This window comes from Piscinibacter sp. HJYY11 (assembly GCF_016735515.1).
GTDB lineage: Bacteria > Pseudomonadota > Gammaproteobacteria > Burkholderiales > Burkholderiaceae_C > Rhizobacter.
Genome location: NZ_JAERQZ010000001.1, coordinates 242998 through 260074 on the forward strand (window position 1 = coordinate 242998; position 17077 = coordinate 260074).

The 17077-nt window shown below is 67.8% G+C and carries 16 protein-coding genes; 15 read left to right on the plus strand and 1 reads right to left on the minus strand.

The features are described from left to right. The first annotated feature begins 203 nt into the window (after positions 1-203). Genes JI745_RS01130 through JI745_RS01145 form a run of 4 tightly spaced genes read left to right on the plus strand, consistent with a single transcriptional unit; the run spans position 204 to position 3169 of the window. Entirely contained in the window at positions 204-500 is a 297-nt protein-coding gene (locus JI745_RS01130) for an iron uptake protein (protein ID WP_201803109.1), read from the plus strand. A gap of 24 nt (positions 501-524) precedes the next feature. Beyond that, positions 525-2225 (plus strand): PepSY domain-containing protein, encoded by a 1701-nt coding sequence (locus JI745_RS01135; RefSeq protein WP_201803110.1) that lies wholly within the window; start codon positions 525-527, stop codon positions 2223-2225. Beyond that, positions 2218-2538 carry a DUF3325 domain-containing protein gene (locus JI745_RS01140; protein ID WP_201803111.1) on the plus strand — a complete coding sequence of 107 codons (321 nt, stop codon included), beginning with the start codon at positions 2218-2220 and terminating at the stop codon, positions 2536-2538. Before JI745_RS01135 ends, JI745_RS01140 begins: the two co-directional genes overlap by 8 nt. A gap of 25 nt (positions 2539-2563) precedes the next feature. Continuing rightward, positions 2564-3169, plus strand: coding sequence for a 2'-5' RNA ligase family protein (locus JI745_RS01145; RefSeq protein ID WP_201803112.1), 606 nt, complete (start codon positions 2564-2566; stop codon positions 3167-3169). On the opposite strand, the gene JI745_RS01150 is transcribed toward JI745_RS01145, so the two are convergent. After that, positions 3155-4207 (minus strand): DUF72 domain-containing protein, encoded by a 1053-nt coding sequence (locus JI745_RS01150; RefSeq protein ID WP_201803113.1) that lies wholly within the window; start codon positions 4205-4207, stop codon positions 3155-3157. The genes JI745_RS01145 and JI745_RS01150 overlap by 15 nt on opposite strands. A 55-nt stretch (positions 4208-4262) precedes the next feature. Here JI745_RS01150 and JI745_RS01155 point away from each other — a divergent pair, with 55 nt between their 5' ends. The 11 genes from JI745_RS01155 to JI745_RS01205 all read left to right on the plus strand — a co-directional run bounded on the left by JI745_RS01155 (position 4263) and on the right by JI745_RS01205 (position 17073). Further along, positions 4263-4481, plus strand: a complete 219-nt coding sequence (locus JI745_RS01155) for a hypothetical protein (protein ID WP_201803114.1) — start codon at positions 4263-4265, stop codon at positions 4479-4481. After that, positions 4482-5078, plus strand: coding sequence for a tRNA adenosine(34) deaminase TadA (tadA, locus tag JI745_RS01160; RefSeq protein WP_201803115.1), 597 nt, complete (start codon positions 4482-4484; stop codon positions 5076-5078). After that, on the plus strand, positions 5041-5979 hold the full coding sequence (locus JI745_RS01165; RefSeq protein ID WP_201803117.1) for an LD-carboxypeptidase: 939 nt from the start codon (positions 5041-5043) through the stop codon (positions 5977-5979). Before tadA ends, JI745_RS01165 begins: the two co-directional genes overlap by 38 nt. 14 nt (positions 5980-5993) lie before the next feature. Beyond that, positions 5994-8249, plus strand: a complete 2256-nt coding sequence (locus JI745_RS01170; RefSeq protein WP_201803119.1) for an ABC transporter substrate-binding protein — start codon at positions 5994-5996, stop codon at positions 8247-8249. After that, positions 8246-9232: an ABC transporter permease gene (locus JI745_RS01175; RefSeq protein WP_201803120.1), complete on the plus strand. Its 987-nt coding sequence runs from the start codon at positions 8246-8248 to the stop codon at positions 9230-9232. Before JI745_RS01170 ends, JI745_RS01175 begins: the two co-directional genes overlap by 4 nt. A gap of 2 nt (positions 9233-9234) precedes the next feature. Further along, a complete protein-coding gene (locus tag JI745_RS01180; protein WP_201803121.1) occupies positions 9235-10680 on the plus strand; it encodes an ABC transporter permease in 1446 nt (481 codons plus the stop codon). Then, positions 10667-12328 carry an ABC transporter ATP-binding protein gene (locus JI745_RS01185; RefSeq protein WP_201803122.1) on the plus strand — a complete coding sequence of 554 codons (1662 nt, stop codon included), beginning with the start codon at positions 10667-10669 and terminating at the stop codon, positions 12326-12328. Before JI745_RS01180 ends, JI745_RS01185 begins: the two co-directional genes overlap by 14 nt. 189 nt (positions 12329-12517) lie before the next feature. Next, the gene (locus JI745_RS01190) at positions 12518-15079 is read left to right on the plus strand and encodes a TonB-dependent receptor (protein WP_201803123.1); all 2562 of its coding nucleotides are present in this window, start codon (positions 12518-12520) and stop codon (positions 15077-15079) included. Positions 15080-15105: 26 nt separating this feature from the next. Then, a complete protein-coding gene (locus tag JI745_RS01195) occupies positions 15106-15768 on the plus strand; it encodes an energy transducer TonB (RefSeq protein WP_201803124.1) in 663 nt (220 codons plus the stop codon). Positions 15769-15815: 47 nt separating this feature from the next. After that, positions 15816-16631 (plus strand): MotA/TolQ/ExbB proton channel family protein, encoded by an 816-nt coding sequence (locus tag JI745_RS01200; protein WP_201803125.1) that lies wholly within the window; start codon positions 15816-15818, stop codon positions 16629-16631. 13 nt (positions 16632-16644) lie between these two features. Next, entirely contained in the window at positions 16645-17073 is a 429-nt protein-coding gene (locus JI745_RS01205; RefSeq protein ID WP_201803127.1) for a biopolymer transporter ExbD, read from the plus strand. The last annotated feature ends 4 nt before the right edge of the window (positions 17074-17077 follow it).

Here is a 17077-nt window from a genome sequence, read left to right on the forward strand (position 1 = left end):
ATGTCGGTAGCAGGCTGGCACGCGGCCGACGGATGGCGCGCTTTTCCACTGAGCCGCGTCCGCCTGTTGACAATAGAGTGGGAATGACGGCGCCACCCCGGTCATAGCCGTCGACCGGGAGGCCGAGCAGGCGTAGGCCCATTTGTGAATGGGAATGATTTGCATTCATAATGGTGCGAATCATTCCCAATCTCGTCCAAGAAATGGCCGCAACCCCTGCCACGCGCTGGCACATCATTTCGCGCGTCGGCGCCAGTCTTCTCGGCAGCTATGCCTTCGTGTGGGGCCTCGTGATGCTGGGCATCGGCGTGTGCCTCCAAGCAGGCATGACCTACAGCGATGCCATGTCGCTCGCGGCGCTGTACGCCTTCCTCGTGTTCCTCGCCAGCTTCCTGTGGGCGTTTGCCGCGGCCAGCGTCGTGCGCGTCTGGAGCGTGCTGCTCGGCGGCGGCCTGCTGATGACGCTGGCCGGCTGGTGGCTCACCCGCCTTGGCGACTGACCGACCCACCCTCAGGAGATTGTGATGTTCCAGTCATTCCGGCTGTCGATGACCTGGCTGCACACCTGGTTCGGCCTGGTGCTCGGCTATGTGCTGATGGTGGCGTTTTTCTTCGGATCGCTCTCGGTGTTCGACCGCGAGATCGACCGCTGGGCGATGCCCGAGACGCGCTTCCCGGCGCAGCCGATGCCCTCGTACGACAAGCTGCTGGCCAAGAGCTTCCTGCAGATCGCGCCCGACGAGCACGAGGTCGAAGAAGCCGCCAGGCGCATTGGTGCCAAGCCTGAGATCAGCCCGACGGCGATGAACTGGGGCGCGTACACCACGCACCGCGATCCGGTGCTGCAGGTGTTTGCCGAGTTCGCGGTCCGCAACAACCCGAACGATCCTGACGACCACGTGCACGGCACCGCGACGGTCGACCCGCGCAACGGCCAGATGCTGCCCGGCGATCAGCTCAAGATCGGCAGCGGCTTTTTCTACCCCCTGCATTACAGCCTGCACCTGCACTGGATGAACCTCGGCTACTGGGTCGTCGGCATCGCCGCGCTCGTGATGCTGGCCGCGCTGGTGAGCGGCGTGGTGATGCATCGAAAGATCTTCCGCGAGCTCTTCACCTTCCGCCCGAAGAAGCACACCCAGCGCAGCGTTCTCGACCTGCACAACCTCACCGGCGTGGTGGCGCTGCCGTTCCACTTCGTCTTCGCGTTGACGGGCCTGCTGATCTTCGTCGGCATCTACTTCCCCCTGTCGGAGACGATGCTCAAGCCGCAGGCGCTGGCCGCGGCGCAACAGCAGGCCGAGGCCAAGGGCCTGCCCTTCAAGCCCGCCGGCACGCCGGCCACGCTCGCCTCTGTCGACGCGATGGTGATCGAGGCCAAGCGCCGCTGGGACGCGCGGGGCATGCCGGGCGAGGTGGGCTTTCTCACGGTGAACCACCTCGGCGACAGCAACAGCTATGTCAGCATCTACCGCGCCGGCAGCGACCGTGTGGCGCTGGTCGGGCAGGCGGTGCATTTCTCGGGGCCCACCGGCCGCGTGATCCACGAGGAGCCCGCGCCGACCGCGGTGACGAGCATCAACGAATTCCTCACCGGCCTGCACCTGCAGCATTTCCGCCATTGGCTGCTGCGCTGGTTCTACGTGCTGGGCGGCCTGCTGGGGTGCGTGTGCATCGCCACCGGCTTCATCTTCTTCGTCGAGAAGCGCAAGCGCCAGCATGCGAAGCAGGGCATCTCCGGCGCACGCTGGGCCGATGCGATGGCCGTCACCACCGTGACCGGCATGCTCGTCGCCACCTTCACCATCCTCGTGGCCAACCGCCTGCTGCCCACCGGCATGGCCCATCGCGGCGACTGGGAAGAGGGCATCTTCTGGGGCGCCTGGGCACTGGCGCTGCTGCACGCCGCATGGCGCAGCAAGCCGGTGCAGCAGGGCCTGCTGTCACCCGCCTGGCGCGAACAGTGCTGGGCCGCGGCGGCGCTGGCCGTCGCAGCCGTGCTCCTGAACTGGGTCACCACCGGCGACCACCTGCTCAAGAGCGTGGGCGACGGCTACTGGCCGGTCGCAGGCGTCGATCTTTGCCTGCTCGCGAGTGCCGCGGTCGCGGTGGTGGCGGCCCGCCGGCTGCGTGCGCGTGAACGGGCCGGCGCGGCGGCGCAGACCGGCCGCGACAACCCCTCGATCGACGTCGCCCCCGCCACCGTGGAGGTTGCCGGTGCCTGACGCGCTGAAGTTCACCATCGCGCTGGCCGCCTGCGTGGCCGGCCTCGGCTGGATCGCCCTGGCGATGCAGGTGCATTGGGAGCAGGTGCGTGGGGCGCAGGTGCTGCCCCGCACCACGGCCTTGGTGCTGCGCCTGCTGGGCGGTGCGTCGCTGGCGGTGTCGCTCGCGGTGTGCTTCTGGGTCGACCACGTGACGATGGCGCCGCTGGTCTGGGTGATGGCCCTGGCCGGTGCTGCGGTGCTCGTCGCCTTCACGTTCTCCTGGCGGCCGCGCTGGATGGGCCTGCTGCTCGTCGGCTTGCCCGTTCGGTAGGGAGCGGGCCGCGCACAATCAACGCGTGGCCGAGCAACTCACCCCCGAAGGTGTCAATCCACCGCCGCGACCGACCGATCGCCTGTTCTTCGCGCTTCTGCCCGAAGCGCCGGCGGCCGCGGCCATCGCCGCCGCTGCCAAAGACCTGAAAGCCGAGCATGGCCTCAAGGGGCGGGTGCTCGCGACCTCGCGCTTTCACGTCACGCTGCATTTCTTCGGTGACCACGTGGGCCTGCCTGCGGCGCTCGTCGAGGGGCTGAGTGCGGCCGCCTCGAGCGTGCGCTTCGCGCCTTTCGATGTCGTGTTCGACCGCGCGATGAGCTTCACCGGGCGCCCGCGCAAGCGGCCGCTCGTGCTGCGCGGCCACGACGAGGGCCTGGCCGCGCTGATCGACTTTCGCCGCAGCCTGAGCGACGCGCTGGTGCGCCACGGCTTCGGTCACCTCGTCGATGCGCGCTTCACGCCGCATGTCACCTTGCTCTACGACGATCAGCTGCGGCCACCCCAGCCCGTTGGTCCCATCGTGTGGCGGGTGCACGAATTCGTGCTGATGGACAGCCTGCTCACCAGGTCCCTTCACGTGCCGCTCGCGCGCTGGCCCTTGCAGCCGGCCGCCTCAGCCGCCGCGTGACACCACGGCCTGTGCGAGGGCCGCGGCCGACAGCGGTGCGCAGCCTTCGGCGTGGTTGCTGATGGTGACGAAGGCGTTGTGGCCGGCACCGGTGGTGGCGGCGATCACGCGGGCCAGCGTGTCGCGGGTGTGCGGGTCCGGGTCGAGCACCTTGTCGAACGGGGCATAGCGTTTCTCGGCCGACTCGTACCCGTAGGCGCCGTTGACCGGGTTGAGGTTCCAGCGACAGACCAGCGGCCCCGGCCACATGGCTCTCAGCATCGGTAGCTGGCCGTCGATGGGCGGCATCTTCGCCTGGAGGCCGAGGCAATAGGCGGCACCGCAGTCGCGCAACAAGGTGGCGAACGCAGGCATCAGGAACTCGGGGTCGCGCACCTCGACGGCCACCACCGCATCGGGTGCTGCGGCCAATGAGGGCAGGGCCTGGAGCAATGCGCGCAGGCGCACGAACACCTCGTCCAGATTGGCCAGAAGGGGCAGCGGCAGCGGGCTCAGCTGGAACACCAGCACGCCCAGCTTCGCGCCCAGGCCATCGAGCGCCGGCTCCACGAATTCCCGGATCGCGATCTCGGCGTTGAGGAACACCGGGTTCTCCTGCACCGCGCGGCCGTTCTCGCTGCGCACCGTCGCATCGGTGACCGCGGCCGGCGCCTTCACCACGAAGCGGAAGTCGTCGGGCACCTGCGCCGCATATCGGGCGTACTGCTGTGCGGTGAGCGCACGGTAGAAGCTGCGGTCGATGCAGACGCTGCGAAAGAGCGGGTGCTGCGCATAAGCCGACAGGCCCTCGCGCGAGAGCTTCGTTTCGCTGTGCTCGTCTTCCCACACCAGGCCTTTCCATCCCGGGTAGCTCCAGGACGAGCCACCCAGGCGCAGTCGCGGCGGCAGCGCGCGTGCGAGTGCCACGTGCGCCTCGTCGGGCGGGCAGGGCAGGACCTTGGTGCCGCGTCGGCGCGGGGTCTCTGGCGCGGGCTTGGCGGCAGGCGCCGGGGGTGGCGGCGCGAGCGACGTTTCTTCCGGGAACAGGCTGTCTTGCATCGAGGCCGCAGCATACGGTCTGGCGGTTACAGTGCGGGCTTTCCAGGATCGCAAGGTGAGCATGAGAGCGGTGTTCAGCGTGGTGTCGTTGTTGGTGGTGCTGGCCGTGGCCTGGGTGTTTGCCGGCCGGATGCTGACGTCTGCGGTGGTCGCGCCACCTGGTGCCGCCAGTGCACCCGGAATGCCCGTCCAGCAACAGGCCGCGCAGATCCAGGAACAGCTGAAGCAGGATCTCGCCAGGGCGGCGGAAGAGAACGCACGCCGCGACAAGTAAATGAGCACCCCCGCCGACGAACACGCCATGCGCATCGCGCTCGACCAGGCCCACAACGCCTGGCTGGTGGGCGAAGTGCCGGTCGGCGCGGTCATCATGCGGGCCGGTCAGGTCATCGCAACCGGCTACAACCGCCCCATCACCGAGCACGACCCCACCGCGCACGCCGAGATCGTGGCCCTGCGCCATGCGGCCACGCTGCTCGGCAACTACCGGCTCCCCGAGTGCGAGCTCTACGTGACCCTTGAGCCCTGCGCCATGTGCGCCATGGCCCTGATGCACGCCCGCTTCAAGCGCGTGGTGTTCGGCGCCACCGACCCCAAGACCGGCGCCGCCGGGTCGGTGGTGGATCTTTTCAAGGTGCCGCAGCTCAACCACCACACCCACCTCGAAGGCGGCGTGCTGGCCGACGAGTGCGGCAAGGTGCTGCGCGATTTCTTCGCCGAGCGACGTGAGCTGTACCGCAAGCGGAGAGCCGCTCCATCGGAGCCCGGCGACAGCGAGTTCGGCGCCGCCCCCGACACGATTGACGTGATACCGACCGGAGAGGTTGTCGAAGTTGAGCCACCACCATCATCACCACCACCACGAAGCTGAGCACGGCGCGCAGCACCTGAGCCTGTTCTCTCCGGCAGGCGTGGTGGTCAAGGCCGCGCCTTTGCGCAAGGCAGCGAAACGCCTCCAGGCGCTGGGCTTCGAGGTCGACATCGATGACGCGGCGCTGGCCAAGCACCAGCGCTTCGGCGGCGACGACGACACGCGGCTCGACGCGCTGCACCGCATCGCCCGTGCCGCACCCGACATCGCGCTCGCCACGCGCGGCGGCTACGGGCTCACGCGCCTGCTCGACCGCATCGACTGGAAGCTGGTCGCAAAGAGCGTGTCGCGCGGCACACGCTGGGTCGGCCACAGCGACATGACGGCGCTGCATCTTGGCCTGCTCGCCCACACCGGCGCCACCAGCTGGGCCGGCCCGCTGGCGGTGGGTGACTTCGGCGGCGACGAGGTCGACGACATCACGCAAGACTGCTTCGTCGAAGCGATGACCGGCGCGCTCGAAGCGGTGGGCTTCCGCACCGAAACGGGCTTCGACGGCCTGCAAGCCAAGGGCGTGCTGTGGGGCGGCAACCTCTGCGTGCTCAATGCGCTGCTCGGCACGCCGCACTTCCCGAAGGTCAAGGGCGGCATCCTCTTCCTCGAAGACGTGAACGAGCACCCCTACCGCATCGAGCGCAGCCTGCTGCAATTGCACCAGGCCGGTGTGCTCGGTGCGCAAAAGGCAGTGGTGCTGGGCAGCTTCACCGAGTTCAGGAAGTCGCCGCTCGACCGCGGCTTCTCGCTGAAGGGCGTGGTCGAGTACCTGCGCAGCCAGACCCACACGCCCATCCTCACCGGGCTCCCGTTCGGCCATGTGCCGACCAAGGTGACGATGCCGGTCGGCGAGAAGGTGACGCTCCTGGTACAGGCACGCGACGTGCTCTTGGGCTGGGGCCACTGACGTCATCGCCCTCCATGCAACCCCTCTGCCTCGCACGCCGGATCTCGCTCGCGCTGTGTGTCGGGTTGGGTGGTGTGGCGGCCCTGCTCGCCGGCTGCAACAACAGCCCGTATCCCGCCGGCGCCGAGAAGGAGAACACGCTCTTCAACTCGTTCGACGAGCGCTCGCCGCGCTACCTCGACCCGACCGCGTCGTACAGCAACCCGGAGACCCCCTACACCTACTCGATCTACGAGCCGCTGTACGGCTACCACTACCTCAAGCGGCCCTATGAGCTGATCCCGAAGGCCGCCGAGGCGGTGGTGCAGCCGGTCTACCTGGGTGCCGGCGGCAAGCGTCTGCCGGACGACGCCCCAGGCGCGCAGGTGGTGGAGAGCGTCTACGACATCAAGATCAAGCCCGGCATCCTCTACGCGCCGCACCCGGCGTTTGCGAAGGACGAGCAGGGCCGCTACCTCTACCACGAGCTGACGCGCGAGCAACTGGGTGACAAGCGCTCGCCCTTCGATTTCGACAAGACCGGCACCCGCGAGCTCGTGGCCGACGACTACGTCTACGCCTTCAAGCGCCACGCCACGCCGCGTGTCGAAGCGCCGGTCTTCGCCACCTTCTCGGCCTACATCCTCGGCCTCAAGGAATACGGTGCGCTGGTGCGTGCCGAAGATGCCAAGCTGCGTGCCGGGCTGCCCGCCTCGTCGCAGGACAAGCCCTTTCTCGATTTCCGCCAATGGCCGCTGGAGGGCGTGACCGCGCTCGACAAGTACACCCTGCGCATCCGACTCAAGGGCAAGTACCCGCAGTGGAAATACTGGCTCGCGATGACCTTCACCGCGCCGGTGCCCTGGGAGGCCGATGCCTTCTATGCCCGCCCCGGCATGGCCGGCAACAGCCTCTCGTGGAACCAGTGGCCGGTGGGCACCGGCCCGTACATGATGGCCGAGTACGTGCAGGACCGCCGCCACGTGCTCAAGCGCAACCCCAACTTCCGCGGCGAACCCTATCCCTGCGAGGGCATGCCGGGCGACAAGGAGCTGGGCCTGCTCGACGACTGCGGCAAGACCATGCCGTTTACCGACACCATCGTCTCCACCATCGAGAAGGAGAAGGTGCCGCGCAAGCAGAAGTTCAAGCAGGGCTACCTCGACGTGCCGGAGATCGAGCGCCCCGAGTGGGGCATCGACTTCCGTGTCGACATGGAGGACTCCGACGCGGTGCGCCAGGAATACGAGGAGCGCGGTTTCCAGTTCCCCGTGGCCACCGACATCAACAACTGGTACCTGGGCTTCAACTGGCTCGACCCGGTGGTGGGCAAGGGCAACACGCCGGAGCAGCAGGTGAAGAACCGCAAGCTGCGCCAGGCCATCTCGATCGCGATCGACTGGGAAGAGGGCTACGGCCGCATCTTCCGCAACAAGGGTGGCGAGGCCGCGCATGGGCCGGTGCCGCCGGGCGTGTTCGGCGCGCGGCACGGCACGGTCGAAGGCATGAACCCGGTGACGCACAAGCTCGTCGACGGCAAGGTGGTGCGTCGCCCGATCGAGGACGCGAAGAAGCTCATGGTCGAGGCCGGCTACCCCAACGGGCGCGACGCCAAGACCGGCCGCCCGCTGGTGCTCAACTACGACTTCCAGCGCACGCCCACCCCGGAGATCAAGGCCGAGCTCGACTGGATGGTGCGCCAGTTCGCGAAGATCGACATCCAGCTCGAGATCCGCGCGACCGACTACAACCAGTTCCAGGACAAGGTGCACAAGGGCACGCACCAGATCTTCTGGTGGGGCTGGCTCGCCGACTACCCCGACGCGGAGAACTTCCTCTTCCTGCTCTACGGCCCCAACGGCAAGGTCAAGCACGAGGGCGAGAACGCCGCCAACTACGAGAACGCGGAGTACGACCGCCTCTACGCGCAGCTGCAGACCCTCGACGACGGCCCCGAGAAGCAGAAGGTGATCGACCGCATGGTGGCCGTCGCCCAGGAAGACGCGCCCTGGGCCTGGGGCTACTTCCCCTACGTGGGGCTCGCCTTCCAGTCGTGGGTGCACAACGGCAAGCCCAGCATCGTGGTGCGCGACCTCGCCAAGTACTACCGTGTCGATGCCGCGGCGCGTGCCAAGGCGCAGGCCGAGTGGAACCGGCCCGTCTGGTGGCCGGTGCTGGTGGCCGTCCCGCTGCTGCTGTGGCTGGGCTGGGTGGCCTGGCGCAGCTTCCGCGCGCGTGAGCAGCGCACGGCCAGGCCGGTGGGTGATGTGGCGGGGGAGCCGGCGGCATGACGAGCTACCTCCTGCGCCGCCTTGGCTATGCGCTGCTGATCCTGGTCGGCGTCAACCTCGTCACCTTCTTCCTCTTCTTCACCGTCAACACGCCCGACGACATGGCGCGCCTCAACATCGGCGGCAAGCGTGTGACGCAGGAGCAGATCGACAAGTGGAAGGCCGAGCGCGGCTACGACAAGCCGCTCTACTGGAACGACAAAGCCCAGGGCACCGACAAGCTCACGCAGACCATCGTGTGGGAGCGCTCCGTCTCGCTGATGGCGCTCGAGTTCGGCCGCTCGGATGCGCGCAACGCCGTCGACATCGGCCATGAGATCAAGGTGCGCATGGGGGTGAGCCTCACGCTGGCGGTGCCGGTGTTCATCCTGCAGCTGATCGTGAGCACGGTGTTTGCGTTGCTGCTGGTCTTCTTCCGCCACACGCGCATCGACTTCTGGGGCGTGGTGCTGTGCGTGCTGATGCTCTCGATCTCGGCGCTCTTCTACATCATCGTCGGGCAATACCTCTTCGCACGGGTGCTGCGGCTGGTGCCGATCTCGGGCTATGCGCCGGGGCTCGATGCGGTGAAGTTTCTCGTGCTGCCGGTGCTGCTGTCGCTGCTGTCGCGCCTGGGCAGCGAGGCGCGGCTCTACCGCGTGATGCTTCTCGAGGAGGTGGGCAAGGACTATGTGCGCACCGCGCGCGCCAAGGGCATCGCCGAGCACTGGGTGCTCATGCGGCACGTGCTGCGCAACGCGCTCATTCCGATCATCACCAGCGCCGGCGCCTACCTGCCGTACGTGTTCCTCGGCAGCCTGGTGTTCGAGAGTTTCTTCGGCATCCCCGGGCTGGGCACCTTCGTCATCGAGGCGATCTCGGGCCAGGACTTCGCCATCGTGCGCTCGATGGTCTTCCTCGGGGCCGTGCTCTACATCGCCAGCTACGTGCTGATCGACCTGGCCTACACCTGGGTCGACCCGCGCGTGCGGCTGGAGTCTTGAGCATGGGCTTCAAGCTGGTCTTCCTCTGGACTGATATCGCGCTCTACGTGCTGGCGCTGGCCCTGGCCGGCTACGTGTGGCACGTGCGCCGCCAGCCCACCCTGCAGGCGAACTGGAAGAAGGTGATGCACGACCCGGCCGCGCTCAGCGCCGGGGTGGTGCTGTTGCTCTTCGCCGGGGTGGCGGCGCTCGACAGCGTGCATTTCCGGCGTGCGCTCGCACCGGCCGCGCCGGGTGGTCAGGTCTACTACGACACCCGCACGATCTCGCTGCTCGACCTGGCGCTCGCGCGCCAGGTCGAGATGCGCGAGCCCACCTACTCGGCGCCACTGGCCACCCATGGCTTCAGCAAGGAAAGCGTGAACGTGGGCGGCCAGACGGTGCGCGAATTCCCGCGCCTCGCGTTCGGCGGCGCGCACCTGCGCGACCCGCAGAGGGAATGGGCGGGAGACGTGGCCAGGCGAGCCGCCCTTGGGGCGCTGGGCGGCGCCGCCGTCTTCGCCCTGGTGCTGCTGGTCACGGCGATGGTGCTGCGCCGTTCGCACGGGAGCACCCGGCAGGCCCTGCGCGACATCGCTGCCGACCGCACCACCTACCCCTTGCGCGCGATGGCGGCCACGCTGGGCGTGGTGTGCCTGCTCGGCGGCGCGGTCGTTTCGCTGATGGGCCACTATCACGTGTTCGGCACCGACCGCACCGGCAACGACGTGCTCCTGCTCGCGCTGAAGAGCGTGCGCACCGCGTTCGTGATCGGCGGGCTTTCCACGCTCGCCACGCTGCCGCTGGCGGTGGTGCTGGGCATCCTCGCCGGCTACTTCAAGGGCTGGGTCGACGAGGTGATCCAGTACTTCTACACCCTGCTCAGCTCGGTGCCCAACGTGCTGCTCATCGCCGCCTGCGTGCTCATGGTGCAGGTCTTCCTCGACAAGAACCCCGAGATGTTCGAGACCGGCGCCGAGCGGTCCGACCTCAAGATCCTGCTGCTGTGCATCGTGCTGGGCGTGACGGGCTGGGCCACCCTGTGCCGCCTGGTGCGCGGCGAGACGCTCAAGCTGCGCGAACTCGAGTACGTGCAGGCGGCCACCGCCTTCGGCGTGGGCCACGCCCGCATCATGGCGCGCCACATCCTGCCCAACGTGATGCACCTGGTGCTCATCACGACCGTGCTGAGTTTCTCGGAGCTCATCCTCTACGAAGCGGTGCTCACCTACGTGGGCGTGGGCGTCGACCCCGGCACCAGCAGCTTCGGCAGCATGATCAACCTTGCGCGCAGCGAGATGAGCCGCGAGCCTGCCGTGTGGTGGCAGTTCGCCGCGGCGTTTGTCTTCATGGTGGCGCTGGTGCTGTCGGCCAACCTGTTTGCCGATGGGGTGCGCGATGCCTTCGACCCGCGCTCGCGCAGCTTCCGCCCTCGTCTCGGGAGGGGCCGGCCGCATGCTGCAGGTTGACGACCTCCGGGTGTCGCTCGACACCGACGAGGGCCTCGTGCAGGCGCTCGTCGGCCTGCAGCTCACGCTCGAGCGCGGCGAGACCTTCGCGCTCGTCGGCGAGTCGGGCAGCGGCAAGAGCATGACGGCGCTGGCGCTGATGCGCCTGCTGCCGGACAACGGCCGCGTCACCCACGGCCGCTACAGCCTTGAAGGGGAGGACGTGCTGGCCCTGCCGGAAGCCGGCATGCGCGCCGTGCGCGGCGGGCGCATCGGCATGATCTTCCAGGAACCGGCGACCAGTCTCAACCCGGTGATGAAGGTGGGCGACCAGATCGTCGAGGCGATCGAGGCGCACACGGCGCTGCGCGGTGGCGCGTCGCGCGCCAAGGCGATCGACTGGCTGCGGCGCGTGGGCATCCCCGAGCCCGAGCGCCGCATCGACGAGTACCCGTTCCGGCTCTCGGGCGGGCAGAAGCAGCGCGTGATGATCGCCATCGCGCTGGCGGCCGAGCCGGAGTTCCTGGTGGCGGACGAGCCGACGACGGCGCTCGACGTCACCATCCAGAAGCAGATCCTCGACCTGCTGCGCGGCCTGCAGCGCGAGAAGGGCATGGGCCTGCTCTTGATCACGCACGATCTTGCGGTCGTGGCCGGCATGGCCGACCGGGTGGCGTTGATGTATGGCGGGCGCATCATCGAGACCGCCGAGGCGGAGGAGTTTTTCCGCGCGCCCAAGCACCCCTATGCGCGCCAGCTGCTCGGCGCCTTGCCCGATGCGTCGAAGCGCGGGCAGCCCTTGGTCGCGGCCGGCGAGCCGGCGCCGCGGGCCAACCCGGTGGCCAGCCCGCGGCGTGAGGCGCCGGCGCCGCCGCTGCTGGATGTGCAGCATCTGAGCGTGCACTTCCCGCTCAAGCGCGGGCTGCTGGCACGTGCGCGCCATGAGTTCACGGCGGTGAGTGACGTTTCGTTCCAGGTGCATGCGGGCGAGACGGTTGCGCTCGTCGGCGAATCAGGCTGCGGCAAGACCACCACCGGCAAGGCGATCGTGCAGCTGCTGCGCTCGCAGGCGCGCGTGGAGGGCCGTGCGCTGCTGGACGGCGCCGATCTCTTCACGCTGCAGGGCGAGCCGCTGCGGGATGCACGCCGTGCGGTGCAGATGGTGTTCCAGGACCCGTTCGGCTCGCTCAACCCGCGCATGCGCGTGGCCGAGCTGCTGGAAGAGGGCCTGCTCGCGCTGCGACCCGACATCGCCCCGCCGCAGCGCCGCGCCGAGATCGAGACGCTGATCGAACGCGTGGGCATGAAGCGCGAGGTGCTCAAGCGCTATCCGCACGAGTTCTCGGGCGGTCAGCGCCAGCGCATCGCCATCGCGCGGGCGCTGGCGCTCAAGCCGCGCCTCATCGTCTGCGACGAGCCCACCTCGGCGCTCGACGTGTCGGTGCAGGCGCAGATCCTCAACCTGCTGCGCGAGCTGCAGGCGGAGCTGGGCGTGTCGTACCTCTTCATCACGCACAACATCGCCGTGGTGGAGTATTTGGCCGACCGGGTGGTGGTGATGCAGAAGGGCCGCATCGAGGAAGCCGGCCCGGCCGATGAGGTGCTGCAGCGGCCCGCCAGCGCCTACACGCGCACGCTGCTCGCGGCCGTACCACGGCTCAAGGCATGACGACGGACCCGGGCGTTCATCCGGTGTCACGTTCCTTGGGGATACTCTAGGGAGACGTCGCGGACGTCTTTGAAGACAATTCGCGATTGATCTCTCGCACACACAAAGCAAAAGACGCCAGCAAGCGACACGTCGTCTGGGATCGGCACGGGCCTTGCACGATCCACGATCGACCTTCCAGGAGCCCCCATGTTCACAAGAATCAACATCTGCTCGGCGGCCTTGATGGCGGCTGGTGGCGTGCTGGCCTCCGGGCCGGTGTTCGGCCAAACCCAGGGGCAGCCTCAGCTGGAGCGGGTGGAGATCACCGGGTCGGCGATCAAGCGCGCCAACCAGGAGGGGGTGGCGCCGGTGGACATCGTCACGCGCAAGGACATCGCCCGGACCGGCGCGAGGACCGTCAACGAGCTCATCCGTTCGATCGCCTCGATCGACATCTACGATCAAGGCGAGCTCACCGGTGATGCGCCGGCGGCGGCGGGGGCGGCCAATTTTGCGTTGCGCGGCCTTGCGGTCGACAACACCCTGGTCCTGCTGAACGGGCGCCGCGTGGCGATCAACGCGTTCTACGACTCGTCGGGTGCGGGCGCGGCGTTCGACATCAACATGGTGCCGCTGTCGATGATCGAGCGCATCGAGATCCTGAAGGACGGCGGCTCGGCGATCTACGGTGCCGATGCGGTGGCGGGCGTGATCAACATCATCACGCGGCGCGACTACAAGGGGATCAACGCCACCGCGACCTACGGCCAGAGCAGCCGCGGCGACGCCACGGAAAAGGCCGCGGGGTTCAGCGGCGGTTTCGGTGACCTCGCCACCGACCGGTTCAACGTGTCGTTCGGCCTCGACATCTTCAAGCGCGACCCGATCTATCGCCGGGACCGCGAGATGACAAGTTCGGCGGACTTCCGACGCTACGGTGGCCCTGACGGCCGCAGCTCGTTCGCCCCGACCGGCAACATCGTCGACCCGAACGACGGCTCGTTCGTGGACCAGACCTATGCGCCATGCCCGGCGGGCAGCTTCAACGTGCGCTGCCGCTACGACTTCAACCAGTCGGTGATCACCGCCTACAACGGTGCCGACCGAGTGGGCGGCCTGGCCACCGCCTCGGTGCTGTTCACGCCGTCGCTCAAGGGCTTCGTGGAGGTGCTGGCCTCGCGCAACAAGGACAAGTTCGAAGGCCATCCGGTGCCCGACTTCTTCAACGTGCCGATCACCGACCCTTCCCAGACCCCCTACGAAGACCCGACGAACCCGGGCACGATCTACATCGCCGGCCGATTCATGCAGGGCGGCCCGCGCACCACCCACCGCGTGAGCGACTACCTGAACACCGTGGCCGGTGTCGAAGGGACGACCGAACTTCTCGACTGGCGAGTTGCAGCGGGCCAGGGCGTGAGCAAGATCAAGAATTCGCAGTTCAACTACTACGACCGCACGCTGTGGACGGCCGCCACGACCACCGGTGCCATCAACCCCACGGTCACCACCAATGACCCGGTGTTCGTCGAGAGCTTGAAGGTGACGCCGGTGCGCGAAGGCAAGGCCGTGACGCGCTTCATCAATGCCGACGTGAGTGGCGACGTGACGAAAATGCCGGCCGGCATGCTGCGCTATGCCGTGGGCGCGGCGGTCTACCGTGAGCGGCTCGTCGATCGGCCCGACACCCTGATGCAGGCCGGCAACGTGGTCGGCGACATCCGGCAGGCGGGAGCCGACGCGTCGCGCACGGTCAAGGGCGTGTTTGGCGAGTTGTCGGTGCCGCTCCTGAAGAACCTCGAGAGCCAGGTCGCCTTGCGGCACGACATCTATCCGAGCGAGAGCAAGACGAGCCCGAAGCTCGGCCTCGCATGGCAGGCCAACCCGTTCGTCAAGGTGCGCAGCTCGTACACCGAAAGCTTCAAGGCCCCGGTGCTCAAGCAGCTCTACGGCGGCCAGGAAGAAGGCGCGATCACCATCGACACCGACGAGCAGTGCGCAGGCCTTGGCCTGCCGCCGAACTGTGGAGCCAACGCCTTCCAGGTCAACGGCGCCAACCCCAATCTCAAGTCCGAGAAGGCCAAGACCTACAACCTCGGCCTTGTGCTCGATCCGATGCCCAACGTCAGTGCCAGCATCGACTTCTGGAAGATCAAGAAGCGCGACGACATTTCTTCGCCCACCGTCTCTGAAGCCATCGACCGCGGCCTCTTCGAATTCCGCGGTGGGCGCTACTACATCTACACGAACCTTCTCAACATCTCCCAGCGCGTGCACAAGGGTGTCGACTTCGATGGCCGCGTGCGCTTTCCCGGCACGTCGCTGGGCACGGTGACCTTTCAGAACACCACCACCTACTACATCAGCCTGAAGCGGCAGGAAAGCGACGGAGAACCGCTGCGCGAAACCGTCAACACCTATGCCTTGCCACGCTGGCGAAACACGTTCCGTGCGAGCACCGCTTCGGGGCCATGGACGGTGTCTGGCGCGCTGCGCTCGGTGGCTGGCTTCTGGGACAGTGCCGACTACCTGAGCGAAGCCCGCAACTCACGCAAGGTCGGCGCCTATGACGAGACCGACGTGCAGGTCGATTACGCCGGCATCAAGGGCCTGACCGTGACGGCGGGCGTCAAGAACGTGTTCGATCGCATGCCGCCGTTCAGCGTGCAGAACGCCAGCGACGGCACCTACAGCCAGATGGGCTTCGCCGAGCTCTACAACGCCCGCGGCCGCTTCATGTACCTGACGCTGTCTTACGCGTTCCAATAGGCGGCGGACCGACGAGCAGTACCCGCATGGATTTTTCGAAGACACAGGCAGACCCACGCCGGCGCTTCATCGGCATCGCCTTCGTGGTGGTGCTGCACGCGGTCCTCCTGTTCGGCCTCATGTCCGGCCTGGCACGCAAGGAAGTCGACGTCGCGCGGGCGCCCATCGAGACCAAGGTCATCGAGGAGGTCACCAAGCCGCCTCCGCCACCCGAGCTGCCACCACCACCGCCGCCCAAGCTGGAAGCACCCCCGCCGCCGCCCTTCATCCCGCCGCCCGAAGTGCAGGTGGCCGTGCCGCCGCCGCCCGCGCCGGCCATCACCGCCACGCCGACACCGCCGCCGCCCGCGCCGGTGCCCATCGCGCCGACGGTGCCGGTGCCGGCCCCTGCGCCGCCCGCGGCGCCACCGGCGCCGCCTTCGGTGGCGGTGAGCTGCCCCGGCTACAAGGAGCTGATGATGGACGCCGGCTTTCCGCGCGAAGCCACCCGGGCGCAGCTGAACGCGGGCGAGGTGACCGTGTCCTTCACCATCGGCACGCGGGGCGAGGTGAAGAACGTCGCCATCGTGAAGAGCACGCACCGCGCGTTCAACCGGCACAGCCTGGAGATGGTGGCGCAGTTCAAATGCATCGGGCAGGCGCAGGAGAGCACCCCGACCGTGGTGCTGAGCTACAAGGCTCCCGAGTGAGGCAAGCCGGTTCCCTTTTCAAGCAAGCAGATCGGAATGGAATGTTCATGTCCCTGATTCGAAAACTCCACTCGCTCGCGGCAGGCCTGTTGCTGGCGGGCGCATTCGCGGCACCCGCGCACGCACAGGCACCGGCCTCGGCCCCTGCGGCGGCGCCGGTGGCGGCGGCCGCTGCGCCAGCCGCCGCCAAGGAGAGCGTCGAGAACCCCTACGACCTCAAGCACATGCTGATGCAGGGCGACAAGGTCACGCTGCTGACCTTTGGCCTGCTGGTGCTGATGAGCGCCGCAAGCTGGTACATCCTCGTCACCAAGCTGATGGAAAGCTTCAAGCTCAGCGCCGAGGCCAGGCAGGCCCGCGCGAGCTTCTTCAAGTCGGCCACCCTGGCCGACGGCATCAAGACGCTGAAGCCGGGTGGCGTGTTCCACTTCATCGCCGAGAGCGGCGTCGAGGCGGGCCGCGACCACTCGGGTGAACTCACCGCCAACATCGACCGCAACACCTGGATCGGCATGAGCGTGCAGCGCGCCGTCGACACGGTGCACAGCCGCATGCAGGACGGGCTGGCGGTGCTGGCCACCGTGGGCTCGACCGCACCGTTCATCGGCCTCTTCGGCACGGTGTGGGGCATCCTGAACGCGCTCACCGCCATCGGCGTGGCGGGGCAGGCGTCGATCGACAAGGTGGCCGGCCCGGTGGGCGAAGCGCTCATCATGACGGCCATCGGCCTGGCGGTCGCGGTGCCTGCCGTGCTGGGCTACAACTGGCTCGTGCGCCGCAACAAGGTGGCCATGGAGTCGGTGCGTGGCTTTGGCGCCGACCTGCACGGCGTGCTGCTCGGCAGCCGCTCCGCCGCACGTTGATGGCCCGCTGATCATGGCGATGAATGTCGGCTCCCCCGACGGCGACGAGGACGAGGTGCTGTCCACCATCAACACCACGCCGCTGGTCGACGTGATGCTGGTGCTGCTCATCATCTTCCTCATCACCGTGCCGGTGGTGACACAGAACGCGCCTGTCGCCCTGCCGAAGGAAACCAATCTTGCGCGGCAGACCAAGCCCGAGAATATCGAGATCTCGGTGACGCGCGAGGGCGAGGTCTACTGGAACAACGTGGCGGTCGCGGACAACAACGCGCTCGTCGAGCGGCTCAAGAAGGTGTCGCTGATGGTGCCGCAGCCCGAGGTGCACATCCGCGGCGACGAGAAGGCGCGCTACGAGTCGGTCGGCCGGGTGGTGTATGCCTGCCAGCGGGCGGGCATCCAGAAGGTCAGCTTCGTCACCGAGCCTCCTCCTCGTGGTTGACTCG